Consider the following 25,879-nt stretch of genomic DNA (forward strand, 5'->3'; position numbering starts at 1 on the left):
GCCCTGTGCGTTGAGAAGGTGGGGGGCAATGACTCGTCATGAATTTCATCACCGCGCGCCCGGGGCCGGACCTCGCCACGTTGTTTGAGTCACACGCACGAGACACACCGGAAGCCGTGGCGGTGCATTTCGAAGGGGGCGTGGTCCGCTATGACGCACTCAACCGTCGCGCGAACCGGCTGGCCCGGCGGCTCCAGGCCCTGGGCGTCGGGCCCGACCAGCCCGTGGGCATCCACGTCGACCGCACACCGGAGACGCTGGTGGGATTGCTGGGCATCCTGAAGGCAGGAGGCGCCTATCTGCCGCTGGACCCAGGCCATCCCTCGGAGCGGCTCGCCGCGATGGTGGAGGACTCCGGGATGCGGGTCCTCGTGGGACGGCGCGAGGCAATCCAGGGGCTGCGCTTCCAGGGACACGTCGTCGCAGCTCCCACTCCGGATGAGCCTCCGGAAGAGCTGGATGCCGTGAACGTGAAGGGCGGGGCGGGGCCGGACTCGCTGGCGTATGTGCTCTACACGTCGGGCTCCACGGGCAGGCCCAAGGGCGTGTGCATCCCGCACCGGGGCGTGGCGCGGCTGGTGCTGGATGCGGGCTTCATGGGCTTCCGGCGCGAGGACCGCGTGCTCCAGGCCGCGTCGTATGCCTTTGATGCCTCGACGCTGGAGGTCTGGGGCGCGCTCCTGAATGGAGCGACGCTGTGTCTGGTTTCACGGGAGACCCTGCTGTCGCCTCCGCTCCTCGCGGAGAAGCTCCGGCGTGATGCCATCTCCGCCGCGGTGCTGAGCACGTCGCTGTTCCATCAACTGGCGGAGGCCATCCCGGACGCATTCGGCCTGCTCCGCGTCTTGATGGTGGGCGGTGACGTGCTGGACCCCAAGTGGGTGGCGCGAGTCATGGCGCGGGGAAAGCCCCAACGACTGCTCAACAGCTACGGACCCACCGAGTGCACCACCTCCGCGACGGCGTATGAGCTCCACGTGCCTCCAGAACCGGGGCGGTCCATTCCCATCGGCAGGCCGCTCGCGAACCTCCGGCTGCACGTCCTGGATGACGCGGGGAGGCCGCTGTCCGCCGGTGAGGCAGGCGAGCTGTACCTGGGCGGAGAAGGGCTCGCGCGGGGCTACCTGAACCGGCCTGCCCTGACCGGCGAGCGGTTCCTCCCGGATCCGTTCAGCGACGTGCCCGGAGCGCGGATGTACCGGACGGGGGACCGGGCGCGGTGGCTGGCGGACGGCAACCTGGAGTTCCTGGGGCGGGTGGATCACCAGGTGAAGATTCGCGGCGCGCGGGTCGAGCTGGGAGAGCTTGAAAGCGTCCTGCGCGCGCATGCCCGGGTGGGTGACGCCGTGGTCCGGGTGCACGAGGCGTCTCCCGGCGACAAGCGGCTCGTCGCGTATGTCTCACGGCGTGAAGGCGCGGCCCTGGAGGACACGGAGCTGCGCGCGTATCTGGGCTCGAAGCTGCCGGACTTCATGCTCCCGCATGCGGTCATGGTGCTGGACCGGCTGCCGCTCAACTCCAGTGGCAAGGTGGAGTCCCAGAAGCTTCCGGCGCCGCGCTTCGGGAGTGGGGACGGGGAAGCGCCGAGCACGCCGCTGGAGCGGGAGATCGCGCGCGTCTGGTCGGAGGTCCTGGGGACGCAGCAGGCCGGAAGGCAGGACCGCTTCATGGAGTCTGGTGGGGACTCGCTGCTCGCCATCCGCCTCATCGAGCGGCTGGAGCAGGCGGTGTCGGTCCGCCTGCCCGTGCGGACGCTCTTCGACAGTCCGAACATCGCGGAGCTGGCGCGGCTGGTGGAGCAGGAACGGAAGGAGGGGCGTCGCCTCGCCCTGCCGCCCATCGTCCCGGTGGACCGGACGCGGCCCCTGCCCCTGTCCGATGCCCAGCGGCAGCTGTGGCTGCTGGAGCAGGTGGCTCCCCGAAGCGCCGTCTACAACGAGCCCTTCACCCTGTACCTGCCCGGTGACCTCCAGCCCGATGCGCTGGAGCGTGCGTTTCTTTCCCTCATCGCCCGGCATGAAGTGCTGCGAACGACCTTCGGCTCCACGCCGGAGGGCCCCTTCCAGCGGGTGGAGGCCGGGGTGCCGTTCCACCTGCGACGCGTGGACCTGCGCGCCGTTCCCGTGAGCCTGCGGAGCGCGAAGGCGTCGCTGCTGGCCACCCAGGAGGCGCGTGCGCCCTTCGACCTGGAGCACGGGCCGCTGCTGCGGGCGACGTGGATCCGGCTGAGCGCGATGGAGAGTCGTCTCGTCCTGGTGATGCATCACCTCATCGTGGATGGCTTCACGATGGCGGCGTTCCTCCAGGAACTGCATCGGTTCTGCCTGGCGGAGGCCCCCGCGCTACCGCCCCCACGGCTCCAGTACGGCGACTTCGCCGTCTGGCAGCAGGGGGCTGGCTACCCGCAGGCCATCGCACCGCACCTCGGATGGTGGAAGCAGGCGCTCGAAGGGGCGCCGCACCTGGAGCTGCCCACGCAGCATGCGCGGCCTCCGGTCCCGACCTTCCGGGGGGCGAAGCACGTCGTGCGGATCCCCAGGGACCTGCTGGAGTCGGTGAAGGCGCTGGGACGCGGTGAGGACGCCACGCTCTTCATGACGATGCTGGCGGCGTTGGGGGCGTTGCTGCACCGCTACTCCGGCGCGGAGGACCTCCTGGTCGGAGGCGCCTTCTCCGGACGGAGCCGCGAGGAGTCGCAGGCCATCTCCGGGCACTTCGTGAACCTGCTGCCGCTGCGGCTGCGGTTCCCCCAGGGGCTGAGCGTCCGGGACCTGCTGGCGCAGGTGCGCCACGTCTGCCTGGAGGCGCTCGAACACCAGGACGCGCCGCTCCCGCGCATCGTGGAGGCGGTGAACCCGCCGCGCATCCCCGGCGCCAATCCGCTGTTCCAGGTGTGCTGCACGCTGGAGCCGCGCATCGCGGTGCCGGAGTCGGGCTGGCGGGTGGAGCCCCACGACATCGACACGGGGACGTCGAAGCTGGACCTCTCCATCGAGCTGGATGAGCGGCCGGACGGCATGTCCGTGCGGTGGGAGTACGCGCTGGACGTCTTCGAGCCCTGGATGATCCACCAGCTCAGCGACCACTTCTTGACGCTGCTGCGCGAGGCCGTGCGGACCCCGGAGCGGCCGGTGGCGACGCTGCCGCTGCTCTCCGAAGCGGAGCAGACGCGGCTGCTCGAATGGGCACAGGGACCCGTGGAGGACGTGCCGCACGCGGACTGCCTGCATCACCCGTTCGAAGCGCAGGTGGAGCGCACGCCGGACGCGCCGGCCCTCGTCTTCCAGGGCCGAACCCTGAGCTACCGGGCGCTGAACACGGAGGCGAACTGGCTGGCCCATCACCTCCTGTCGCAGGGCATCGGGCCCGGAGACTTCGTGGGGGTGTGCCTCCAGCGGTCCTTCGAGCTGATCATCGCCATGCTGGCGACGCTGAAGGCGGGCGCGGCCTACGTGCCGCTGGACCCCGCGTATCCGCGCGCGCGGCTGGAGTTCACGGCGCGAGACGCGGGACTGAAGTGCATCCTCGCGCAGGAGGCGACGCTCGCGCTCATGCAGGGCGCGGGCGTTCCGGTGATCGCGCTGGAGCAGGTGCGCGGTGGCTCGGAGGAGAATCCCCGGGTCCACGTTACCGGGGATGACCTCGCGTACGTCATCTACACCTCCGGTTCGACGGGCCAGCCCAAGGGCGTGCGCATCGGTCACCGGAGCGCGGCGCACCTGTCCGGGACCGTGGCTTCCGACTTCGGCTTCGCACCGGGGCTGCGCGTGGCGCAGTGCTCCCGGTTCGGCTTCGACTTCTCCGTGGGGGAGATCTTCCCGACGCTCTCCTCCGGCGCCACGCTGTGCCTGCTGGCCCAGGAGGACGTGGCCGCCGGTGAGGAGCTGGCGGACTTCCTGGAGCAACAGCGCATCCACATCGCGATGTTCACGCCGGCGGCGCTGGGTTCCATGGCGTGGCGGGCGCTTCCGGACCTGAAGACGCTCGCGATTGGTGGCGAGGAGCTTCCCGCGCGGCTCGTGGACACCTGGGCTCCGGGCCGCCGGTTCCTCCAGGTGTATGGGCCCACCGAGGCCACGGTCTTCACGACGAGCATGGAGTGCACCGCGGGCCAGGGCCCGTACGCCATCGGGACGCCGCTCCCGGGCTACGAGGTCTACCTGCTGGATGAATTCCTGGCGCCCGTCCCCGTGGGCGTGCGCGGCGCGCTCTACATCGGGGGCAAGGGGCTGGCGCACGGCTACCTGAACCGGCCCGAGCTCGACGCGGAGCGGTTCATCCCCCATCCCTTCAGCGCGGAGCCGGGCGCCCGCCTCTACAAGAGCGGCGACGTCGCCAGCCACCGGCCGGACGGCCGCATCGACTTCCATGGACGGTCGGATCGCCAGCTCAAGCTGCGCGGCTTCCGCATCGAGCTGGGCGAAATCGAGGCGGCGCTGCGCAAGCATCCCGAAGTTCGGGACGCCGTGGTCGAGCCCCGGCTGCTCGCGGGAGAGCGGCACCTCGTGGGCTACGTCATCCCCCGGGATGCCGCCACGGCGTCACGGTTGCTGACGCCCGCGTTCAGGGACTCGCTGGGCGAGACGCTTCCCCCTCACATGGTTCCCCGGGAGCTGGTGCTGCTGGAGGCCTTCCCGCTGGGGCCCACGGGGAAGCTGGACCGCGACGCGCTGCCGCTGCCCTCCGTCAGGGGCCGGGCCATTCCCGAAGCCACTCACTCCTCGGAGCGGGAGCAGGCGCTGGAGCGCATCTGGTGCCGGATTCTCGGCGTGGAACGCGTCGGCAGGCAGGAGGGCTTCTTCGACGCGGGCGGGAACTCGCTGCTGCTCGCGCGGGTCCAGTCCGCGCTGGCCTCGGAGCTGGGCATCCGCGTGAGCATGGCCACGCTGTTCCAGTTCCCGACCCTCGAAGCCCTCGCGCGCCACCTGGACGCGGACTCCAGCCCACGCCCGGTCCCAGTGGCTCTGGAGCCGGCACCGGAGCCCGAGCGACGCCCCGCGCGTTCGGAGCACATCGCCGTCATCGGCAGTGCGGGGCGGTTCCCGGGAGCCCCCAGCGTCGATGCGCTGTGGACGTTGCTGGTGGAGGGACGCGAAGGGCTCTCACGGTTCAGCCGGGAGGCGCTGCTCGCGGCGGGCGAGGATCCCCAGCTCCTGGACGACCCCGCCTATGTCCGGGCCTCGGGCCTGCTGGAGGACGTGGAGTCCTTCGACGCCGCGTTCTTCGGCTACAGCCCGCTGGACGCGCGGCTGATGGATCCGCAGCTCCGCGTGTTCCTGGAGTGCGCCTGGGAGGCGCTCGAGACGGCGGGCTACGACCCGAAGCGGCTGCCCGGCAAGGCGGGGTTGTTCGCGGGCTCGGGGGTGCCTCGCTACTGGCTGGACCAGGTGCTGCCTCGCTTCCGCTCCATGTCCGTGGCCTCGGAGTCGTACCGGTCCAGCCTGGGCAATCCGTGGCAGTTCCTCGCTACCGCGACGGCGTACCAGCTGGGCCTGCGCGGGCCCGCGCTCACGGTGCAGACCGCCTGCTCCACGTCGCTGGTGGCCGTGCACCTGGCCTGCCAGAGCCTGCGCACGGGCGAGTCCGACGTGGCCCTGGCGGGGGGCGTCTCCCTCTTCGCGTCCGGCCCGTCCGGCTATCTCCATGAGCAGGGCGGCATCACGTCTCCGGACGGCCACTGCCGTCCCTTCGACGCGAAGGGGCAGGGCACGGTGCCCTCCAGCGGTGTCGGCATCGTGGTGCTCAAGCGGCTGGAGGACGCGCTGCGGGACGGGGACTCCATCCAGGCCGTCATCCGGGGCTCGGCCATCAACAACGACGGCAACGCCAAGGTCGGCTTCACCGCTCCGGGCGTGGAGGGACAGCGGGACGTCATCACGCGGGCCCACGCCGACGCGGGCGTGGCCCCTCGCCACATCACCTACGTGGAGGCCCACGGCACGGCGACGCCGCTGGGCGACCCGCTGGAGGTCCAGGCGCTGCGGCTCGCCTTCGGAGCGCGGGAGGCGTCCGAGCCCGCGGTGGTCCTGGGGGCGCTCAAGAGCAACGTGGGGCACCTGGACTCGGCGGCCGGGGTGGCGGGGTTGATCAAGACGACGCTGGCCCTGGAGCACCGCTTCCTTCCGGGAACCGTCCACTTCGAGCACGCGCATCCGGAAGCGGGCCTGGAGCGTTCGCCCTTCGTCGTGAGCCGGGAAGGGCGGCCGTGGGCCGTGCCCGAGGGCTTCCCGCGCCTCGCGGGAGTCAGCGCGTTTGGCATTGGCGGGACGAACGCGCACGTCGTCCTGGAGGAGGCACCGCCCGCGAGAGTCCTCGCCGCGGGCACGGCGATGGAGGTGCTGACGCTCTCGGCGCGGAGCGGGGAGGCGCTGGGCGCGGCCTCGCGGCGACTCGCGGAGCACCTGGAGCGGCATCCGGGGCAGTCACTGGCGGACGTCGCATACACGTTGCAGGAGGGCCGGACGGCGTTCGGATACCGGCGCGCCGTCACGTGCGAGACACCCGAGGAGGCCATCGCGAAGCTCCGGCGGGACGGCTCCGCGCAGCTCGCTTCCACTCCGCTTCCGGAGGTGTGCTTCCTGTTCCCGGGGACGGGCACGCAGGAGGCGGGCATGGGCGCGGCGTGGTACCGGCGCGCTCCGGCGTATCGCGAAGCCTTCGACGAATGCGCCGCGCACTTCGGCCGGGAGCTGGAGCGCGACCTTCGCGCCGCGCTGCTCACGGACGAAGGCGGGACGCGAGCGGAGGAAGCGCTCCGTGCGCCCTCGCTGGGCATGGCCGCCATCTTCACGACGGAGTACGCGCTGGCGAAGCTGCTGGTCGCCTGGGGCCTCCACCCGGCGAGCCTCCTGGGCCACAGCCTGGGCGAATACGCCGCTGCCTGCCTCTCCGGCGTCCTGTCGCTGGAGCAGGCCGTCTCGCTGGTCGCGCTGCGCGGCCGGCTCTGCGACGCACTGCCGCCCTCCAGCATGCTGGCCGTGCCCCTGTCGGAGGCCGTGCTGACGCAGGAGCTGCCATCCGGCCTGTCCCTGGCCGCGGTCAATGGGCCGGGTCAGTGCGTGGTGGCTGGGACGCTGGAAGCGTTGGAGGGCTTCGCGGCGCGGTTGCTGGAGCGGGGCGTGAAGACGAAGTGGCTGCCGCGCACGAAGGGGTTCCACTCCGCGCTCGTGGAGCCGGCGATGCAGCCGCTCACGGAGCTGGCCCGGACGATGCGCCCGAAGTCCCCGGCGATTCCCCTGGTCTCCAACGTCACGGGCACCTGGCTGACCGGGGACGACGCGCACGACCCCACGTACTGGGCCCGCCACCTGCGACACACGGTCCGGTTCTCCACCGGCCTGGAGCTGCTGCTGGAGGACCGTGAGCGGATCCTCGTGGAGGTGGGGCCGGGCCGGACGCTCTCCACGTTGGCGCAGCTGAACCCCCGGGTGGGACGGGAGCGGCTGGTGCTGCACACGCTCGGCGCGCACGCGGGACGGCGTCACCCGCCGGAGAGCGATGAACAGGCGCTGCTCCAGGCCGTGGGACAGCTCTGGTCCGTGGGCTTCCCCGTGGACTGGAGCCAGGTGCGCGGAAGCGGACCGCGCAGGCGCGTCGTGCTGCCGACGTATCCCTTCGAGCGCAAGCGGTACTCGCTGGCGGAGAAGGCGCCACGGCCCGTGCAGCCTCCCGTCACGAGCAAGCCCCGGGCCCTGAGCCGCGAGGAGGTGCGGGCCGCCATGGAGGCGCTCTGGAAGGAGCTGCTCGGCGTGGACACGCTGACGCCGGACAGCCACTTCTTCGAGCTGGGCGGCACGTCCCTCCTGGTCGTGCAGCTCAACCGCGAGCTCAAGTCGCGGCTGTCGGTCAGCCTGTCGCTGCACGCGGTGCTGGAGCACCCGACGCTGGGCGCCTGGGTGCATGCGGTCCAGGAGGAGCTGGAGCGGACGGGGAGGCCGCTCCTCAAGGAGGCTCCGCTGCGGATGGAGCTCCAGGCGGGACGGCGTGGACGGACGCCGCTGTTCCTGGTGCAGCCCATTGGAGGCACCGTCTACACGTACCTGCCGCTGGCGAAGCGGCTGGGCACGGACACGCCGGTGCACGCGTTCCGCGCGTCGGGGTTGGAGCCTGGTGAAGTGCTCTACCGCGACGTGCCGGCGATGGCGCGCGCGTATGTGGACGAGCTGCTGGCGTTCCAGCCCCAGGGGCCCTTCTGGCTGGGCGGCCATTCGTCGGGCGGCGTCATCGCGTACGAGATGGCGGCCGTGCTGCTGGAGCGGGGCCACTCCGTGGCGGGCGTCATCCAGATCGACACGGTGACGGTGGATGACTCGCGCAGGCTGGGCATCCGGAGCGTGGGGGACGTGCTCCGGCTCATCGATGCGTTCCAGGAGATCTCCCCGCGCGCGGCGGAAGGGCTGCGCACGGCGATGGAGCTCGACGCGCGGCTGCGCGACGTGGTGCTCGCGACCAACGAGGCCATCGCGGCGTACGCGCCGGGACGTCACGCGGTGCCGCTCGTGTACCTGCGGGCCACGGAGCGGGACGCGGTGCTGGATTCACACGCGGCGGAGTGGTGGAAGGCGCTGACGACCGCTCCGTTCCAGGCCCACGACGTGCGAGGCAACCACTTCACCGTCATGGAGGAGCCCTCGGTGGCGGAGGTGGCGCGACTCATCCGGGAGCAGCTGACGGCGGGAAGGGACGCGGGACGCGATGACCTCGACGCGGGATGAAGGGAAGACGGGGCCGCACGGCTGATCACCCCGGAGGCAGGGGCGAGCGTCGCGGCGTGCCCAGCAGCTCCAGCGTGCGCAGCGCCACGTCCGCCAGTGTGGACGTGCACGGCATGCAGCCTCCGCCGCAGCACGGAGGCCAGTCACCCTCCGGGTCCCGCAGCAGCGGATACACGCAGCCGCGCAGGGACAAGGGCAGGCCCGCGTCGTCGCACGCCTGACGCAGCGCTGCCTGCACGGTGGCATCCTTCACGTCCATCGCTTCAGCTTCCTAACCGACCCCACGAGGGAAGGCAGCCCATGCGCACGGCATCGTTCACCCGGTGGTTTCCTCTCGGGATGCTCGCGGCGTGTCTCGCCGGCGCATGCACGCGGAACGGCCGCGCCTCCAGCACGCCAGCGGACGACCCCACGGTGCGCCTCATGGACACCTTGCGTGCGCACGCTCGCGGCAGGCCTCCCGTCTGCTCTCCAGATGCCCGGCTGCTCCAGCGCGGAGGCGGCATCGACCTGGAACGCCTCCGCGCCGCTGGTCATCCCGTCATCGTCTGGACCGTGAACGACCTGCCCACGATGCAGGCCCTGCTCCAGCGCGGCGTGGACGGCATCATCAGCGACCGGCCGGACCTCCTCGCTCAGGCAGTACGCGACTTCGACGCCAACGGGGATGGCACCCCGGGTGACCTGCTGGACGCGGACGGGCTCATCGACCCGAAGCGCTTTGATGCGCAAGGCCACCGGGGCGCGCGGAACCTGCGGCCGGAGAACACGCTGCCTGCCTTCGAGGCCGCGCTCGACCACCGGATGACCACGCTGGAGCTGGACACCGTCCTCACCGCCGACGGCGTCCCCGTGCTCTCCCACGACCCGGACCTGTCCCCGGCGAAGTGCCGCCACGCGGATGGAAGCCCGCTCACGGCTCCCATTCCCATCGCGACCCTCACCGTCGCGCGGCTCCAGACCGGCTTCGTCTGCGACCGGCTCCTCGCGGACCGCCCGGAACAGACGAACGACCGCGCCCGCTCGCCCGAAGCCGTCGCGTTCGCCGCCCGCACAGGACTTCCGCACCCCTACAGCGTCCCCACGCTGCGCCAGGTGTTCGCCTTCGCGGCGGACCAGGCGGACGCCGCGCACGAAGCCCGTGATCCGCTCCGCGCCCGGAACGCCCGGCGCATCCGCTTCAACGTGGAACTCAAACGGACGTCCGCGATGGCCGCCGTCAGCCCGGCGCACGGCGACGCGGTCGCCCGGGCCATCCTGGAGGCAGGGCTCGCCGATCGGGCCGACGTGCAGTCCTTCGACCTGCGCGCCGTGCGCTCCATGCAGCAACGTCACCCGGAGCTGCGCGTCGCTCTCCTCCTGGAGAGCCTTCCCACGGACGCGGAGTCGAAGGCAGCCGAGTAGCCAGACGGTCCATCTCCCGGTTGTGAAATCAAGGATTTAGTCAGGCGACGAAATCACCTTGCGCAAAATCGTTAGGGGCCTTACTAGACGTCGTGTCTTGGCTCCTCCCCGTCCCAGAAACGCCACGCCGATGAAGCTCGTGCCCCGGTACGAGCGGCTGAAGCAGATGGCCAGGCGGTTTCCCGCGCTCGACCCGAGCGCCATCGAAACCTGTCTGACGATGCTCCGTCTCTCCAATGAGCTGACCGAGGCCTATGAGGCGCACTTCGCGCGGCATGGGGTGTCCCACGGACGCTTCGTCGTGCTGGTGCAGCTCTTCGCGGCGGAGGACGCGGGGGAGACGCTGCGGCCCGCGGACCTCGCGGAGCTATCGCAGTGCAGCCGCGCGACCATCACGGGGCTCCTGGACACGCTGGAGAAGGACGGCTTCATCTCCCGCAGGGACCACCCCGAGGACCGGCGCATGTACTCCGTGCACCTCACCTCGAAGGGCCGCGAGTTCATCCTGAGCATGATGCCCGACCACTACCGCCGCATCGCCGCGCTCATGGCTCCCTTGAGCCTCGATGAGCGGGACACCCTTCGCGCCCTGCTCGCCAAGGTGTCCTCCGGCATCCCCGCCCTGCGGGACCCCTGAGCAGCCTTCCCACACCCCATCTTCCACAGCCGTCCCGAGCAACAACCATGACGACCCGTACCGCCTCGAACCTGGAAGCCGCTCCCGCCCCTGAAGCCCCCGCCGCGAAGCCCGCGAAGCGCTCCCGCGCCAGGCAGGTGCTGCCCATCCTCGTGGGCGTGGCGGTGCTGGGCGGCGGCGCGCGCTTCCTGCTCACCCACGGCCACGAGTCCACCGACGACGCCCAGGTCGAAGGCCGCATCGCCAACGTGTCGCCGCGCGTGGCCGGGCAGGTGGCCCGCGTGCTGGTGAAGGACAACCAGGCGGTGAAGGCCGGCGACGTGGTGGTGGAGCTGGACCACGCGGACCTGGACGCCCGCCTGGAGGTCGCCCGCGCCGACGTGATGAGCGCCGAGGCCCAGCTGTCCAACGCCCAGGCCCAGCTCACCCTCACGGAGGCCAACGCGGGCGCCAACCTGCGCCAGGCCCGCGCCGGCGTCACCCAGGCCTCCAGCGGCATCAGCTCCTCCAAGGCCGCGCTGGACCAGGCCCGCGCGGACGTGACCGCGTCCGAGGCACGCTTCAAGCTGGCGGAGACGGACCTGGGCCGCATCAAGCAGCTGCGCGAGCAGGGCGCCGTGGCCCAGGCGGACCTCGACGCCCGCCAGGCCTCCTATGACCAGGCCAGGGCCGCGTTGGACCAGTCCCGCGCGCGGCTGACCTCCACCGAGGCGGGCATCCAGAGCTCCTCCGGTGGCCTGGAGGCCGCGCAGGGCAAGCTCTCCGCCGCGGAGACGGCCCCCGTGCAGGTGCAGGCCGCGCAGGCCGCGCTGAAGCTGGCGGAGGCCCGCCTCAAGCAGACGCGCGCCGCGCTGACGCTCGCGGAGCTCAACGTGTCCTACGCCCAGGTGCGCGCCCCGGTGGACGGCGTGGTCAGCCGCCGCACCGTGGAGGTGGGGCAGATGGTGGGCCCGGAGCGCCCGCTGATGGCCGTGGTTCCGCAGAACGACATCTGGGTCGTCGCCAACTTCAAGGAGGACCAGGTCGGTGAGATGCGCCCGGGCCAGCCGGTGGAGCTGGAGGTGGACGCCTTCGGCAGCCACTCGTTCAAGGGCCACGTGGACAGCCTCGCGGGCGCCAGCGGCGCGCGCTTCGCCCTGCTGCCCCCGGACAACGCGTCCGGCAACTTCGTGAAGGTCGTGCAGCGCATCCCGGTGCTCATCCGCTTCGACGGTGACCTGAAGCAGCTGCCCATCAAGCCCGGCATGAGCGCCTACGTCACCGTGGACACGGACGCGAAGCCGGAGCCGCGGAAGACCGCGGCGGTGGACACCCGGAAGGCGGAGTAACCCCCCGTGGACGCACGCCGCGACGTCATCCAAGGTTCCAAGACGGGCATCACCATCGCGGCCATGGCCGCGGCGCTGATGTCCGTGCTGGACATCTCCATCGTCAACGTGGCCCTGAGCGACATCCGCGCGAGCTTCGGCACGCCGTTGGATCAGATCGCCTGGGTGTCCACGGGCTACATGATGGCCAACGTGGTGGTCATCCCGATGACGGGCTGGCTGCAGCGCCGCTTCGGCTACCGGAAGTACTTCACGTTCTCCATCCTCCTCTTCACGGTGGCCAGCGTGCTGTGCGGCCTGTCGTGGAACCTGCCCTCGCTGGTGGCCTTCCGCATCCTCCAGGGCATGGGCGGCGGCGCCATCATCCCCACGTCCCAGGCCATCCTCTTCGCCCGCTACCCGCGCGAGGAGCACGGCATGGCGGGCGCCCTCTTCGGCCTGGGCGCCGTGACGGGCCCGCTGCTGGGGCCCACTGTCGGTGGCCTCCTCATCGAAGCGGCCAGCTGGCACTGGATCTTCCTCATCAACGTGCCGGTGGGCCTCTTCGCCGCTTACATGGCGTGGCGCTCCATCGAGCAGCCCCACTTCGAACCGTCCACGGAGAAGGTGGACCGGAACGGCATCGCGCTCCTGGCGGTGGGCATGGCGTGCCTCCAGTACGTGCTGGAGGAGGGCAACCGCGAGGACTGGTTCGACAGCCGGCTCATCACCCTGCTGGCGGTCATCGCGGGCATCGCGCTCATCACCTTCGTCATCCACGAGCTGGAGACCCCCAGTCCCGTGGTGGACCTGCGCGTGTTCGGAAACCGCTCCTACTCCGCGGCTACGGGGGTGAACTTCCTCGTGGGCACGGCGCTGTTCTCCGGCTCGTTCCTCTTCAGCCTCTTCTGCGGCTCCGTGATGCGCTACGAGGCGTTGGACATCGGGCTCATCTTCCTCAAGGGCAGCGCCATCCAGGTGCTGCTGATGCCGCTCATCGGCAAGTTCGGCGGCAAGGTGGACGGCCGGTTCCTCATCGGCTTCGGCGTCCTGGGCGTGAGCCTGTCCCTGTGGACCAACGGCCACCTGTCCACGCGCGTGGATGAAATCACCCTCATCACGCCGGTGTTCATCCGCGCCTGTTCGCTGGGCTTCATCTTCGTGCCGCTGTCGGTGATGGCGCTCAGCAACCTGCGCCCGGAGCAGCGAGGCAACGCCGCGGGCCTCTTCAACCTCACCCGCGAACTGGGCGGCTCCATCGGCACCGCGTGGATGAGCAGCGCGCTCAGCCGCTCCACCCAGGCCAACGTCACCGCCATCACCTCGCACGTGGACGTCTACGGGCAGGTGGCCCAGGAACAGGTCGCCTCGATGACGGGCGCCATGGCCGCGAGGGGCGTGCTCAACCCCACGGGCGCTGCCTACGGCTTGTTGAGCCAGCGCATCAGCGCGCAGGCGCTGGTGCGGGCCTTCAACGCGAACTTCCTCATCCTCGCCGCGCTGTTCGTCTGCGCCCTCGTCCTGGTGTTCATGCTCCAGCGGGCGGACCCCAACGTGAAGGTGGAAGGCGCGCACTAGCCACACGGCCTCTGAAAACGACAAAGCGCGGGTCCCCGGTTGCGTTGGGGGCCCGCGCTTCTTCATTTCAGCAGGAGCAGGGGACGACTACCGGCGCCACTTCTGCGCGGCGGTGCCGTTGCACTCCCAGAGCTGCAGCGGGGTGCCGCTGGCGGAGTTGCCGCCCGTCACGTCCACGCACTTGTTGGCCTGGGGGTTCACCAGGTCACCGGCGCCGGAGAGGATGAACTGCTGCGCCGGGTTGCCGTTGCAGCTCACCAGCTGGATGGCCGTGCCGTTGGCGCTGGAGCCCCAGGCCACGTCCATGCACTTGCCGAAGGCGCGCACGGTGCCGTCCGACATGAAGGTCCACTTCTGCGCGTTGGTGCCGTTGCAGTCCCACAGCTGCAGGCGGGTGCCGTCGGCCGTGTTGGAGTTCGGCACGTCGATGCACTTGTTCGCCAGGCCGATGATGGGGCCGCCGGAGCCGCCGCTGCCGGTGGTGGTGAGCGACAGGCCGTAGGCGCCCAGGATGGGGTTGAGCGGCTGGAAGACGGTGTTGCCGCCGGAGGTGCAGTTGCCGCCCGCGCCGGACGTCACGCCCTGCGCCTGGTTGCCGGACAGCCACGAGCCACCGGAGTCGCCGCCCTCCGCGCACGCGCTGGACGCCGTCAGGCCGTACACCGCGCCCGCCGAGTAGTTCACCGTGACGTTCTTCTGCGTGATGACGCCGCAGCGCCAGCCGGTGGTGGAGCCCGAGCGACAGACGGACGCGTTGATGCCCGCCTCCTGCGACCCGTACACCAGCACGTTGCCGCCCGCGTAGTTGTTCACCCACGGCTGGGACCCCCAGGAGCCGTTGGTGCGCACCCAGGCGTAGTCGGCGCCGGGCCAGCTGGCCGCCACCACCGTGCCCTGCGCCACGCCGTTGAAGCCGCTGGTGGCCGTGCCCGGCCCGCCACAGTGGCCCGCCGTCACGAAGCCGCCCGCCACCGGGAAGCCGATGGAGCAGCGCGAGCCCCCCGGGTAGTACGCGTCACCGCCGCGCAGGTCGTACACCGGCTTGAACTCCTCGCGCGACGGCACCGTGCGCACCGCCGCGTGCTTCACGCCCGCCTTCGCCACGAAGTCCGTGCCGCCCGTCAGCGCGGAGTCCTGCGCCAGCACGACGACGCTGTTGGTCATCACGTCCACGTACCAGGCGTGCACCGTGCGGCTCGCCTCGCCACCATGCACGTCCAGCCGGGCCTTCACCGCCTCCAGCTCCGCCTGCGTGTACTTCACCTTCTGGGGCACCGCCCCCGCGCGGCGAACGGCCTCCGCGTCCGCGTCCGTCGTCACGCCCACCACCAGCGCGCTGCCGTCCGCGTTCATCCACGCGCCGCCAAAGCGCTCGCCCAGCTCCGCGCGCAGCGTCCCCTCCACGCGCACCGCCGCGGCCTCCGACGCCAGCCGCCGCTTCGCCCCGTCCGCCGTCAGCCCCAGGTCCCGCTGCATCGCGGAGAGCAGCTCCGGCGACACGTCGTGCGCGCGCGCCGCTTCATCCTGGGAGGCAGCCGCCAGCGCCAGCGAGGGAACGACGCTCAACGTGGCGCCGGCGAACAGCGCCGTCGCGGTGGAGAACAGACCGAGGGTCCGCTTCATCGGGTCCTGCCTTTCGTGCTGCGGGGAAGCCCGGAGCGAAACCCGACTGAGCCGCGAAGGTCAATCAATTCAAGAATTGCTTAAATTCTCCGACATTTTTGCGTGGCCGAAGAAAGTCCCTGGAAACAAGAAGGCCCGGTGCGTCACGAGGACGCACCGGGCCAGGAGAACTTGCTTCGGTGACGGGCGGAAGTCAGCGCTTCGCGCGCGGGGCCAGCGCGCGGGCGGGGGCCCGGCGGCGGCGCAGCACGGCGGCGCCCAGCATCAGCAGAGCGGCGGCGAAGGGCAGGGTGCCGGACGTGCCGGACGCGCTGCAGCCCCCCGCCATGGCGTCGGACGAGTCCGGCAGGCCATTGGGGTTGTTGGACACGGGCGTGGTGGGGACGCCGGGGGTCTTGCCGCCCACGGTGGGCAGCTGGGTGGTGGGCACGTCCGGCGTGGTCGTCGTCGGGGTCTCCGCCACCGGAGGCGTGGTGGGGCCCGGGGAGGTCGTGTCGCCCGGGGGAATCGTCGTGTCGTCCGGCACGGGAGTGGTGGGCGCGGGCTCCTCCACCGGCGCGGGCGCGGGCGGCATCACGTCCTCGAGCGTCGTCGCCATGGTGAAGCCGTCGTGGTAGATGAACCCTTCGGGCTTGATGGCGTCGTCGCGGTACAGACCCATCTTCAGGTAGTTCAGGTCCTTGCCGAACTGGTTGGCGCCGTAGGTCTTCGGCAGCACGTGCTGGCCGTTGTGCCACAGCTCCACGAAGCCGGCCTTCTTGTCCGAGGACCACTTCACGTGCAGCACGAAGTCGTGCCAGTTGCCCTTGTCGATGGACGTCTGCCACAGCACGGGCGTGGTGTTACCGCCCACGCGCAGGTTGATCTTGTCCCCGCGCACGAAGAACTCCAGCGGCGGCGAGCCACAGCAGCCTTCCTGGTGCCACTGGGTGATGACCTGCCACGAGTCATGCACCGGGTAGTTCGACGGGAAGAGCGTGCTCCACTTGTAGTAGTACTCCTTCCCCTGCGTCTCGTGGGTCAGGTAGAGCAGCTCGTTGCGGTTGCCGCTGGCGTTGATGGGATCATCGCCCTGCTTCACGGTGGCCTTGAGCGCGTACCTGCCGTCACGCACCACATCCGTCACGACCTGCAAGCGGCTGTTGGCAACACTCTGCTGCCGCGTCCACTGGGACGTGTTGCCGGTCTCGAAGTCGCCCTTCCAGATGATGCTGGCGGATGCGAGAGCCGGCATCAGGGAGGCCGCGGCAACGAGCTGAAGGAGTCGCTTCAAACAGGGGTCCTTTCGGTCCGGGTTGGGCCACGAGGACACGTGACGGAGAAAAAGCCTTCCCGCCCCGTCCCGCCTGCCAAGCCCCTGCCGCACGCGCGCTCGGCGGGACGCCCGCCGGGGCATGAGGGAGACAGGCCCCTGTCGCCCGCCACTTCCCCAGGCATGCCGAAGCATGTGATTCCGGGTGGATGCGGGCGCTCAAACCATCAGGTGAAGGCAGCCGTGCAGCCGAGCCCCCGAGCGTCATCCCCCCAACAACCTGACGTCCCGGCGTCCCGTCCCCCTCTTGCGGCCAACGTGGGAAGTGGCGCCTTTTTTCAAGATCGGCGGTGCAGCCCGTCTATTGGAGCGTGTGTCACCCAAAACATCCGATGCGCCTGTTTTCCCACCGGCTTGCTGCCCACCGCGTCATGGGACGCCTGGAGGCAGGACGCGAGGCCAGGTCGGCGTTCGTCGGAGGTTGGTGTAGAACGTCCCGGAAGGGCGGCAGGGGGGAGACGCCCGAGGGGACCGCATGGTGAAGCCGGCGAAGAAGAGTCTCTGGGCGCTGGCGCTGGCCATCCCCCTCCTGGCGGGGGGCATCGCGGCCGTGAAGCCCCGGGCGCAGCCGCAGTCCGTTCCCGACACCTTCTGGGCGGACCGCCGGGCCGCGGCCCGCATCGAAGCCCGCCTCACGCATCCAGAAGCGGACCGCTACCGCTCGCGCGCGCCCGCGGGCGGCTGCCCGGTGCCCGCCGAGCCGATGCCCCTGGGCCCGCTCGCCCGCATGGAGGCCCGGGAGGACTGGGGCGGCATCTCGGCGGCCTATGCCCTGGAGGGTGAGTGGAGCCAGGCGGCGTCCTTCCTGGAGCGCCTGCCGGCCTCCCCGGAGCGCGACAGCGACCTGGCGGCGGTGGCGCTCGCCCGGGGCGACCATGAGCGCGCGCTGCGCCTCTTGGACGGCGCGCTGGCCGCGAAGCCCGGCCTGACGCAGGCCCTGTGGAACCGCGCGCTGGTGTTCCGCGAGATGGGGCTGACGCTGCGCGCGTCGGAGCTGTTCGAGCAGGTGGCGAAGCGCAACGAGCAGGGCTGGGGCCGTGAAGCCCACGCCCAGGCGCTGGCCCTGCGCGAGGCCACGCTGGAGCGCCAGCGCCAGTGGAAGGCCGCGCGCGAGGCGACGCTGGCCCTGGTGGAGGACCCGAAGGCGCCCCTGCCCCTGGACGCGGCCCGGCAGCTCCCGGGTACGGTGCGCGGCGTCTTCTATGAGGCCGTGCGCGCCGCGCCGTCGAAGGAGCGCGTGCTGGCGATGCTGCCCCTGGCGAAGGAGCTGGACCGGGTGCAGGGCGGCAGCGTGCTCACGGACTACGTGCAGCGCGTGGCGAAGCGCGACTTCTCCCGCCGGGCGGACCTGGCGCGGCAGTACGCCGAGTCGCTGCGCGCGGGCCACGCCGTCCCGGAGGCGCTGCTGGACCGGGCGCGGCTGTCCGGCGACGAGGACATCTACCTGGGCGCCCTCATGCGCACGCGCAAGGGGACCCTGAACCACCTCAAGGACACGCTGGAGCGCATCAAGCGGATGGAGGACCCCTGGTTCACCTACGTCGCGGACCGCGACCAGGCCCTCAAGGAGATTTCGGACGGTGCGTGGTGGAAGGCCGAGCAGCGGCTCTTCGGCGCGCTCCAGCGCTGCCGCGAAAGCGCGCTGTCGGTGCGCTGCCTGGAGCTGGAGAAGCGGCTGGCCATCTTCTATTACGACATGCAGCGCGTGACGGAGTCCGAGCAGCACGCGCGCGTGCTCTGGGCCGGCGCCCGGCAGCTGCGCGAGTGGGAGCTGGAGTTCAGCGTGCTGGAGGTCTTGAGCCAGGTGGCGCGCTCGCGCAACGACCTGGGCAGCGCCCGCGCCTACCTGGAGGAGTGGATGGCGCGCGGCCCCACGCGCAGCTGCGCCTGGCCCCACGTGCAGCTGGCGCACCTGCACTACCTGGACCTGCGGCCCCAGGACGCGCGGCGCGAGCTGGACATCGCCGCCGCCTGCGCGGACAACCCCATGGAGCCGGTGTTCGGCGCCACGCTCGCGGAGCTGACGCGCTCCAGCTCCGGCCCCAGCGACGCGGAGTGGCTCTCCCGCGTCACCGCCAACACGCTGTCGGGCCCGGTGGTGCAGGGCGGCGACCGCGTCTACGCGGACTATCTCGAGGGCCGCTTCCACCTGGACCGCGACCGCGCGAAGGGCGAGAGCCACCTGCGCAACGCCATCAAGGAAGCGGACACCCTGCCGCGCGGCGACGCGCTGGGGCGCGAGTCCTGGGCGCTCAGCTACTCGTCGCTCGCGGTGGACGCGGGCCGCGCGGGCGAGTTCCCCAAGGTGGTGGGGCTGATGGCCGCGCAGCTGGGCACGCCCGTGCCCACGCGGTGCGCGCTGGCCGCCAGCGTCCACGCCGAGCGCACCGTGCTGGTGGCGCTGGGCCCCCAGGGCGAGGTGAAGGGGCACTACGACGACACGCGCAAGGAGCCCTTCGCCCGCGCGGACTCGTCCCGCCTGGTGCCGGAAGGCCTGCGCAAGACGCTCGCCAGCTGCGACCACGTGGACGTGCTCGCGTGGGCCCCTGTCTTCGGCCGCACGGACCTGTTGCCCTCCGACATCGCGTGGAGCTTCCGCCTGGGCCGCGCCCAGGGCCCACGCCCGGTCGCCAGCGCCCAGGCGGCGCGCCGGCTGGTGGTGGCCGGCGTGGAGGCCCCGTCGCTGTTGCAGCTGCCCCGGCTGCCCACGTGGACGCCGGACGCGGAGCCGGGGAGCGCGCCGCCCAACGTGCTGTCCGGTTCGGACGCCACGCCCTCGCGCGTGCTGGAGAGCATGGCGGACGCCACGGAGATTGAAATCCACGCGCACGGCATCACCGACCCCAGCATCTCCGGCGCGTCGCTGGTGGTGCTGTCCCCGGAGGTGAACGGCCGCTACGCGCTCACCGCGGACGTGGTGCGCGAGCAGAAGCTCAAGGGCGAGCCCACCGTGTTCCTGGCCGCGTGCAGCGCGGGCCGCACCACGGCGCTGCAGAGCACGGAGCCCTTCAGCCTGCCGGCGGCCTTCATCGACTCGGGCGCCCGCGCGGTGCTGGCCTCCACGGTGGACATCCCGGACGCGGCGGGCCGCTTCTTCGACGGCGTGCGCCGGCGCATCCACGCGGGCTCGCCCGCGGCCGTCGCGCTGCGCGACGAGCGCCAGGCGTGGCTCGCGCGCGACGGCCGGGCCGGGTGGACACGCTCGGTGCTTCTGGTGGAGAAGGCGGACTGAGGCGCTTGCTACGGGGGGGCATCCAGGTGCGTGTTGCCGCCGGGGACGACGAAGTGGTGGAAGGTGACGCTGGCGCTCACGTCCAGCGCCTTCACCCAGTGCCACCAGCCCACGGGCAGGAACACCATGTCCCCGGGCTCCAGCACCGTCTCCAGCACCGTGGCCTCCGCGAACAGCGGGTGCGCCACCAGGTCCGGCGCGCCCGCGTCCACGTGGCTGAAGGTGCCCCGGTGCGGGTACACCCGGTGGCGCTCGTAGGACGGCACCAGCTTCACGTGCTTCCTGCCCATCACCTGGCCCAGCAGGATGTTCATGTTGTCGTGGTGCAGCGGGGTGACGGTGCCCGCCGGGCCCAGCAGCAGCGTCATCTGATCCGCCAGGAGCGACGGGTCGATGATGCCCTCGGGCGCGCGCAGGTCCTCGCGCAGCGCGGACAGCCCCTCGCGGCTCCAGTTGTCGTTGCGCGGAACCATGTAGTAGTCGTTCGTCCGCCGGCCGGACTCCACCATCGCCAGGAAGTCCGTGAAGGGCATCCGCGAGCGGTGCCGGTCCTGCTGGGCCGCGTGCTCCGGGTTGGCGTCGCGCCCCGTCATCACCTCCACCTCCACCCGCCCGAAGTGTTCGCGGAAGTACGGCACGGACCACTTCTTCATCGCGGGCCAGTCCTTCATCGCCCCCTTGAGCACCACCGGCCGGTGGCCGAAGTAGTAGCGGCGGAAGAACTCCTCCGGGGTGAGCCCCTCGCGCACCTCCAGCTCGCGGCCCCCGTCCTGGGCCCGGAGCGCGCTGTAGGTCTCCATCAGCGACTCCAGCCACCCGAAGTGCCGGGCCACCTGGCGGCACGCCTGGAAGTAGGGGTGCTGCTCCGCCGCGGCAATCTCCGCGCGCGCGACCTCCTGGGACACGCCCGCTCCCACCAGCACCCCCTCCACCTCCTCCACACCCACCCCCAGGGCCAGGTTCTCCGCCAGCCACTGACGCCACTCCGGACGCAGCAGGGACTTGTCCTCGTTCATTCAGAACTCCTTGAAATCCTTGAAGGATTGGCCCGGGGGGGCCCCTCCTGCCGGTGCGGCGGGGCGTGGTATGGACAGCCCCGTCCGTCTTTTTCCACCCATCCCATGCTTACGCTGGACTTCCGTCGTACCAGGAGAAGCCATTCATGACCCCCGGAGACCTGTCCTCTCCCCGTTCTGGCGCGTTCGAGCCGGACCACAGCGCCCCACACGTGAAGGGCTCGTACGTCAACTGCGAGAACCGGGCGCCGCGCCGCCGCCGGCCGCTGCCGCCGCCGTCGGTGCCTCCCCTGCTGGAGGGGGCGCAAGCCGCTCGCTGAGCGGCCTGGCCCGGCAGGCCTGTCTGCCCTTCCGGGCATTTTTCTCTCAAGAAACGAACCGCTCGGCGTCTTTAGTCAGGAAAGCCCACCAGTCACTTCGGGGCCTTGTGTCATGGCCAACCTCTTCAACCGGGAAAAGCGCCACTTCGAGGCGTTCATCCAGCGACACCGGCCCAGCCTGCTGGCGGTGGCGCGGCGGTTGTGCGCCCGCGGCATCCTGGACCCGGAAGACCTGGTCCAGGAGGCCTTCGAGCGGGCGTTGCCGGAGTACGGCCACCTGAAGGACCGGACGGAAGCGGCGTGCGCGGCGTGGCTGTGCACGACGATGACCAACCGGTTCCTGGACCACTGCCGGCGGCAGCGCACGGAGAGCCGGGGGCTGCCGCACCTGGCGCTGGTGCAGGACCTGCCGGTGACGGGGGACGGGGACCGGGAGAACTGGGAGCTGGTGGGCAACGACGCGTTCCAGGCGGCCATCGAGCAGCTCAAGCCGCACCTGCGGGACGCGTACAAGCTTCACGCCGAGGGTCGCCGCTACCAGGCGATCGCCGAACATTTCAACGTTCCCGTGGGAACCGTGGGCAGCTGGCTGACGCTGGCGCGCCGGGACCTGAGGGAACTGCTGCTTCCGAGCGTCGCGGTAGCCCGGGAGCGGGGAGTCCAGTCATGAACGCGCATTGCACCCGGCTGCACCTCTTCATGGACGGCGAGCTGTCCGAGTCCGACGCCGAGGGGTTCCGCAACCACCTGCCACGCTGCGCCGCCTGCGAGGGCGGCCTGCGCGACCTGCTGCAGCTGGAGCTGCTGGCGGCGCGCGCCCTGGGCACGGGCGTGGTGGAGCAGCCGGCCGTGAAGCCGGAGGGCAACGTGGTGGCGCTGGGCGCGTGGGTGCGCCGCAACGCGCGCGTGGTGGCGCCGCTGGCCATGGCCGCCAGCCTCTGCGCCATCTTCGTGCCGCGCATGATGCCCGCCTCGGAAGTGCCGGCGGTCGTCTTCCTGGAGAACCACACCACCCGCGAGCTGGAGGCGCGCCTGTCTGATCCGCGCGCGGACAAGCACCGTCCCTACAGCCCCATGCGCGGTGGCGCGGACGGCGCGGAGGCGGGGAAGGTCACGCTGCCCCTGCGTCCGCTGGCGGAGATGGAGGAGCGCAAGGACTTCCGCGGCATCGTCGCGGCCTACGTGCTGCACGGCCAGTGGCAGCAGGCGCAGGCGGTGCTGGCGCGCGAGCCCGCGTCGCTGGCGCGCGACATCGACCTCTCGGTGGTGGCGCTGCAGGACGGCCGCTACCAGGACGCGCTGGCGCTGCTGGAGCCGGTGGTGCGCGCGGATCCGCGCAACCCCCAGGCGCTGTGGAACCGCGGGCTCGCGCTGCGCGCCCTGGGCCAGAAGGAGCCCGCCGCGCTCGCCTTCGAGCAGGTGTCCGCGCTGGGTGAGCCCGGCTGGAGCGACGAAGCGCGCAAGCTGGCGAAGGACCTGCACGACGAAGCTGCTCGCTGAAGAAGCATCCTGGCTTCCCCCGCGCGTCACGAGCGTCCACCACCGGGCGCTCCGCGCGGGGTTTCCGCCTCACCGCTCGGGATGACGTGACAGGCTGCTGGGGTTGTCGGAACTCCCCAGGAGCCGCCCATGCCCGAGTCCCCGCCCCGCGCTTCCGCCGACTACGCGTCCACCCGCCGTGACTTCCGGTGGGAGCGGCCGGCGCACTTCAACTTCGCCACGGACGTCATCGACCGGCACGCGGCCGAGCGGCCCCAGGCCCCCGCGCTCCAGTGGTCCGACGAGTCCGGGCGCTCGCGGCGCTTCAGCTTCCAGGAGCTGAGGGAGCGCTCGCTGCACGCGGCGCGCTTCCTCACCGGGCTGGGCCTGAAGCGCGGCGACCGGGCCTTCATCCTGATGCCCCGCGTGCCGGAGTGGTGGTTCCTGGTGCTGGGCTGCATCCGCGCGGGCATCGTCTTCATGCCCGGCACGCCCATGCTCACGGCCAAGGACATCCGCTACCGGCTGGAGGTGTCCGGCGCGAAGGCCGTGCTCACCGACGGCAGCTGCCTGGACCGCTTCGAGGGCGTGCTGGGCCAGGCCCCCGGCGTGACGACGTGGGTGTCCACCGGCGACGCGCCTTCTCCGTGGACCCGCTACACGTCGGAGGCGCTGGCGGAAGGCGGGGCCCCGGCGTTCCCGCCCACGAAGGCGGATGATCCGCTGCTCATCTACTTCACGTCCGGCACCACGGGCATGCCGAAGATGGTGCTGCACACCCAGTCCAGCTACGGCCAGGGGCACCTCATCACCGGCCGCTACTGGTTGGACCTGACGCCGGAGGACCGGCACCTCACGCTGAGCGACACCGGCTGGGCGAAGTGCGCGTGGGGCAAGCTCTTCGGCCCGTGGAGCGTGGGCGCGTGCAACGTCGTCCACGACTTCCGCGGCCGCTTCGACCCCGTGGCCTTCCTGAAGGTGCTGGAGCGGGAGAAGGTCACCACCTTCTGCGCGCCGCCCACCGCGTGGCGCGCGCTGGTGCTCCAGGACTTGAAGGCGGTGGACCTGTCCTCGCTGCGCCACTCGCTGAGCGCGGGCGAGCCGCTCAACCCGGAGGTCATCCAGACGTGGAAGGAGGCCACCGGGCTGCACATCCGCGAGGGCTACGGCCAGACGGAGACGGTGGTGATTGTCGGCATCTTCCCCGGGATGGAGCCGCGCGTGGGCTCCATGGGCAAGCCGTCCCCGGGCTTCACCGTGGGCGTCATCGACGAGCACGGCAACGAGGTCGCGGACGGGCAGGAGGGCGACATCGCCGTGCGCGTGAAGCCGGAGCGGCCGGTGGGCCTGTTCGCGGGCTACCTCAACGACGACGCGGCCAACGCCGCCAGCAGCCGGGGGGACTGGTACGTCACCGGCGACCGCGCGGTGCGCGACGCGGACGGCTACCTGTGGTTCGTGGGGCGCTCCGACGACGTCATCAAGACGTCCGGCTACCGCGTGGGCCCCTTCGAGGTGGAGTCCGCGCTGATTGAGCACCCGGCGGTGGCGGAGTCCGCCGTCATCGGCGTGCCGGACGACAAGATTGGCCAGCGCATCAAGGCGTACGTGCTGCTCACGCCGGGCCACACCCCGTCGCCCCAGCTCGCGCAGGAGCTGCAGGACTTCGTGAAGAAGACCACGGCGCCCTACAAGTACCCGCGCGAGATTGAGTTCGTCACGGAGCTGCCCAAGACGGTGAGCGGGAAGATCCGCCGCGCCGAGCTGCGCGCCACCCAAAGAAAGTAGGCGGCGAAGTGAGCGGCGCGCAGACGGGGCAGGGGACTACTTCAGCCAGTCCGAGTGCACGAAGCCGGCGTCGGGCTTGTCCCGGCGCTGGTACGTGTGCGCGCCGAACGCGTCGCGCTGCGCCTGGGTGAGGTTCTGCGGCAGCTCCGGGCTGCGGTAGCTGTCCATGTACGCCAGGCTGCTGCTGAACACCGGCACGGGGATGCCCGCCGCCGTCGCGGCGCCCACGAGCTTGCGCCACGCCGGGGCCATCTTGTTCAGCACCGGCGCGAAGGCCTCCGACACCATGAGGTTGGGCAGCGTGGGCTGCTGCTGGAAGGACTCGCGCAGCGGGGTGAGCAGCTTCGCGCGGATGATGCAGCCGCCCCGCCAGATGCGCGCCATCTCCGCCAGCGACACGCCCCACTTGTACTCGTCCGACGCCGCCTGGATGAGCCGCATGCCCTGCGCGTACGTCACCACGCGCGCCGCGTAGAGCGCGTCGTGCGCCCATTGGGCCAGCTCCTTCTGCTCCTCCGACGAGAGGGAGATGGCGGGGCCGTGGAGCTTCTTGCTCGCGGCCACGCGCTCCTCCTTGCGCGAGGACAGGTTGCGCGCGTCCAGCGCGGCCGCGATGGAGGGCACCGGCACGCCCAGGTCCAGCGCCACCTGCACCGTCCACTTGCCCGTGCCCTTCTGTCCGGCCTTGTCCAGCACCAGGTCCACCAGCGGCTTGCCCGTCTCCGGGTCGCGCTTGCGCAGCACCTTGATGGTGGTCTCCAGGAGGAACGACTCGGCGATGCCCTCGTTCCACTTGCTGAAGAGGTCGGCGAGTGTCGCGGTGTCCAGGCCCAGGCCGCGGTGGAGCACGTCGTACGTCTCCGCGAGCAGCTGCATGTCCGCGTACTCGATGCCGTTGTGCACCATCTTCACGAAGTGGCCCGCGCCCTCCGGGCCCACGTGGGTGACGCACAGGCCCTCTTCGCTGCGCGCGGCGATGGCCTCCAGCACCGGCTGCACCAGCGCGTACGCGTCCTTGGGGCCGCCGGGCATGATGGACGGGCCGTGGCGCGCGCCCTCTTCACCGCCGGACACGCCGATGCCCAGGAAGTGGAAGCCCTTCTCCTTGCACAGCGCTTCACGGCGGCGCGTGTCCAGGTACCAGGAGTTGCCCGCGTCCATGATGACGTCGCCGGGCGACAGGAGCGGGAACAGCCGCGCCATCATCTCGTCCACGGGGGCGCCGGCGGTAATCATCAGGAGGATGCGGCGCGGGCGCTCCAGGCCGGCGACGAACTGCTCCAGCTCCGGGAAGCCCGCCAGGGCCTGCTTCGGGTTCTCCTGCTGGACCTGCTGGAGCTTCTCCGGGTGGCGGTCCCATACGGCGACGCGGAAGCCGTGGTCCGCGATGTTGAGGGCCAGGCTGGCGCCCATGACGCCCATGCCCGCCACGCCGAACTGCGCCGGCTTCGTCTGTGTGCTCATCGTTC

15 protein-coding genes are annotated in these 25,879 nt (G+C 71.2%); 10 read left to right on the forward strand and 5 right to left on the reverse strand.

Annotated elements, in window-relative coordinates; genetic code table 11:
- The first annotated feature begins 38 nt into the window (after positions 1-38).
- On the forward strand, positions 39-8,714 hold the full coding sequence (locus NR792_RS31765; RefSeq protein ID WP_375756461.1) for an amino acid adenylation domain-containing protein: 8,676 nt from the start codon (positions 39-41) through the stop codon (positions 8,712-8,714).
- 25 nt (positions 8,715-8,739) lie between these two features.
- Here the strand turns inward: NR792_RS31765 and NR792_RS31770 are convergent, their stop codons facing one another.
- Complete coding sequence (locus NR792_RS31770) at positions 8,740-8,973, reverse strand: hypothetical protein (protein WP_338265483.1); 234 nt, start codon at positions 8,971-8,973, stop codon at positions 8,740-8,742.
- Between the two features lie 41 nt (positions 8,974-9,014).
- Here NR792_RS31770 and NR792_RS31775 point away from each other — a divergent pair, with 41 nt between their 5' ends.
- From NR792_RS31775 to NR792_RS31790, 4 genes are all read left to right on the forward strand, one after another.
- Complete coding sequence (locus tag NR792_RS31775; protein ID WP_375756462.1) at positions 9,015-10,118, forward strand: glycerophosphodiester phosphodiesterase family protein; 1,104 nt, start codon at positions 9,015-9,017, stop codon at positions 10,116-10,118.
- Positions 10,119-10,248: 130 nt separating this feature from the next.
- Entirely contained in the window at positions 10,249-10,755 is a 507-nt protein-coding gene (locus NR792_RS31780) for a MarR family winged helix-turn-helix transcriptional regulator (protein WP_375756463.1), read from the forward strand.
- Positions 10,756-10,802: 47 nt separating this feature from the next.
- Positions 10,803-12,083: an HlyD family secretion protein gene (locus NR792_RS31785; protein WP_375756464.1), complete on the forward strand. Its 1,281-nt coding sequence runs from the start codon at positions 10,803-10,805 to the stop codon at positions 12,081-12,083.
- A gap of 6 nt (positions 12,084-12,089) precedes the next feature.
- Positions 12,090-13,640, forward strand: a complete 1,551-nt coding sequence (locus tag NR792_RS31790) for a DHA2 family efflux MFS transporter permease subunit (RefSeq protein ID WP_375756465.1) — start codon at positions 12,090-12,092, stop codon at positions 13,638-13,640.
- An 87-nt stretch (positions 13,641-13,727) separates the two neighbouring features.
- On the opposite strand, the gene NR792_RS31795 is transcribed toward NR792_RS31790, so the two are convergent.
- Together NR792_RS31795 and NR792_RS31800 are read right to left on the reverse strand one after the other, a co-directional pair.
- Complete coding sequence (locus tag NR792_RS31795; protein ID WP_375756466.1) at positions 13,728-15,263, reverse strand: RICIN domain-containing protein; 1,536 nt, start codon at positions 15,261-15,263, stop codon at positions 13,728-13,730.
- 193 nt (positions 15,264-15,456) lie between these two features.
- The gene (locus NR792_RS31800) at positions 15,457-16,536 is read right to left on the reverse strand and encodes a polysaccharide lyase (protein ID WP_375756467.1); all 1,080 of its coding nucleotides are present in this window, start codon (positions 16,534-16,536) and stop codon (positions 15,457-15,459) included.
- Positions 16,537-17,050: 514 nt separating this feature from the next.
- Between NR792_RS31800 and NR792_RS31805 the strand changes: the two genes are divergently transcribed.
- Complete coding sequence (locus NR792_RS31805; RefSeq protein ID WP_375756468.1) at positions 17,051-19,807, forward strand: CHAT domain-containing protein; 2,757 nt, start codon at positions 17,051-17,053, stop codon at positions 19,805-19,807.
- 8 nt (positions 19,808-19,815) lie between these two features.
- Here NR792_RS31805 and NR792_RS31810 read toward each other — a convergent pair whose 3' ends face one another.
- Positions 19,816-20,823 carry a cupin-like domain-containing protein gene (locus tag NR792_RS31810; RefSeq protein ID WP_375756469.1) on the reverse strand — a complete coding sequence of 336 codons (1,008 nt, stop codon included), beginning with the start codon at positions 20,821-20,823 and terminating at the stop codon, positions 19,816-19,818.
- 146 nt (positions 20,824-20,969) lie between these two features.
- Here NR792_RS31810 and NR792_RS31815 point away from each other — a divergent pair, with 146 nt between their 5' ends.
- The 4 genes from NR792_RS31815 (at position 20,970) to NR792_RS31830 (ending at position 24,410) form a co-directional block, all read left to right on the forward strand.
- The gene (locus tag NR792_RS31815; RefSeq protein WP_375756470.1) at positions 20,970-21,143 is read left to right on the forward strand and encodes a hypothetical protein; all 174 of its coding nucleotides are present in this window, start codon (positions 20,970-20,972) and stop codon (positions 21,141-21,143) included.
- Between the two features lie 112 nt (positions 21,144-21,255).
- On the forward strand, positions 21,256-21,813 hold the full coding sequence (locus tag NR792_RS31820; RefSeq protein ID WP_375756471.1) for an RNA polymerase sigma factor: 558 nt from the start codon (positions 21,256-21,258) through the stop codon (positions 21,811-21,813).
- Positions 21,810-22,643 (forward strand): tetratricopeptide repeat protein, encoded by an 834-nt coding sequence (locus NR792_RS31825; protein WP_375756472.1) that lies wholly within the window; start codon positions 21,810-21,812, stop codon positions 22,641-22,643. Before NR792_RS31820 ends, NR792_RS31825 begins: the two co-directional genes overlap by 4 nt.
- 129 nt (positions 22,644-22,772) lie before the next feature.
- Entirely contained in the window at positions 22,773-24,410 is a 1,638-nt protein-coding gene (locus NR792_RS31830) for an acyl-CoA synthetase (protein WP_375756473.1), read from the forward strand.
- 36 nt (positions 24,411-24,446) lie between these two features.
- On the opposite strand, the gene gndA is transcribed toward NR792_RS31830, so the two are convergent.
- A complete protein-coding gene (gndA, locus tag NR792_RS31835) occupies positions 24,447-25,874 on the reverse strand; it encodes an NADP-dependent phosphogluconate dehydrogenase (RefSeq protein WP_375756474.1) in 1,428 nt (475 codons plus the stop codon).
- Between the last annotated feature and the right edge of the window lie 5 nt (positions 25,875-25,879).

This window comes from Corallococcus exercitus (genome assembly GCF_042231735.1).
Lineage (GTDB): Bacteria > Myxococcota > Myxococcia > Myxococcales > Myxococcaceae > Corallococcus > Corallococcus exercitus_B.

Excerpts from the sequence above, each read along its gene's own strand:
- NR792_RS31765 (WP_375756461.1), top strand. The coding sequence starts at position 39 with ATGAATTTCATCACCGCGCGCCCGGGGCCGGACCTCGCCACGTTGTTT.
- NR792_RS31770 (WP_338265483.1), bottom strand. The coding sequence starts at position 8,973 with ATGGACGTGAAGGATGCCACCGTGCAGGCAGCGCTGCGTCAGGCGTGC.
- NR792_RS31775 (WP_375756462.1), top strand. The coding sequence starts at position 9,015 with ATGCGCACGGCATCGTTCACCCGGTGGTTTCCTCTCGGGATGCTCGCG.
- NR792_RS31780 (WP_375756463.1), top strand. The coding sequence starts at position 10,249 with ATGAAGCTCGTGCCCCGGTACGAGCGGCTGAAGCAGATGGCCAGGCGG.
- NR792_RS31785 (WP_375756464.1), top strand. The coding sequence starts at position 10,803 with ATGACGACCCGTACCGCCTCGAACCTGGAAGCCGCTCCCGCCCCTGAA.
- NR792_RS31795 (WP_375756466.1), bottom strand. The coding sequence starts at position 15,263 with ATGAAGCGGACCCTCGGTCTGTTCTCCACCGCGACGGCGCTGTTCGCC.
- NR792_RS31805 (WP_375756468.1), top strand. The coding sequence starts at position 17,051 with ATGGTGAAGCCGGCGAAGAAGAGTCTCTGGGCGCTGGCGCTGGCCATC.
- NR792_RS31810 (WP_375756469.1), bottom strand. The coding sequence starts at position 20,823 with ATGAACGAGGACAAGTCCCTGCTGCGTCCGGAGTGGCGTCAGTGGCTG.
- NR792_RS31815 (WP_375756470.1), top strand. The coding sequence starts at position 20,970 with ATGACCCCCGGAGACCTGTCCTCTCCCCGTTCTGGCGCGTTCGAGCCG.
- NR792_RS31820 (WP_375756471.1), top strand. The coding sequence starts at position 21,256 with ATGGCCAACCTCTTCAACCGGGAAAAGCGCCACTTCGAGGCGTTCATC.
- NR792_RS31825 (WP_375756472.1), top strand. The coding sequence starts at position 21,810 with ATGAACGCGCATTGCACCCGGCTGCACCTCTTCATGGACGGCGAGCTG.
- NR792_RS31830 (WP_375756473.1), top strand. The coding sequence starts at position 22,773 with ATGCCCGAGTCCCCGCCCCGCGCTTCCGCCGACTACGCGTCCACCCGC.
- gndA (WP_375756474.1), bottom strand. The coding sequence starts at position 25,874 with ATGAGCACACAGACGAAGCCGGCGCAGTTCGGCGTGGCGGGCATGGGC.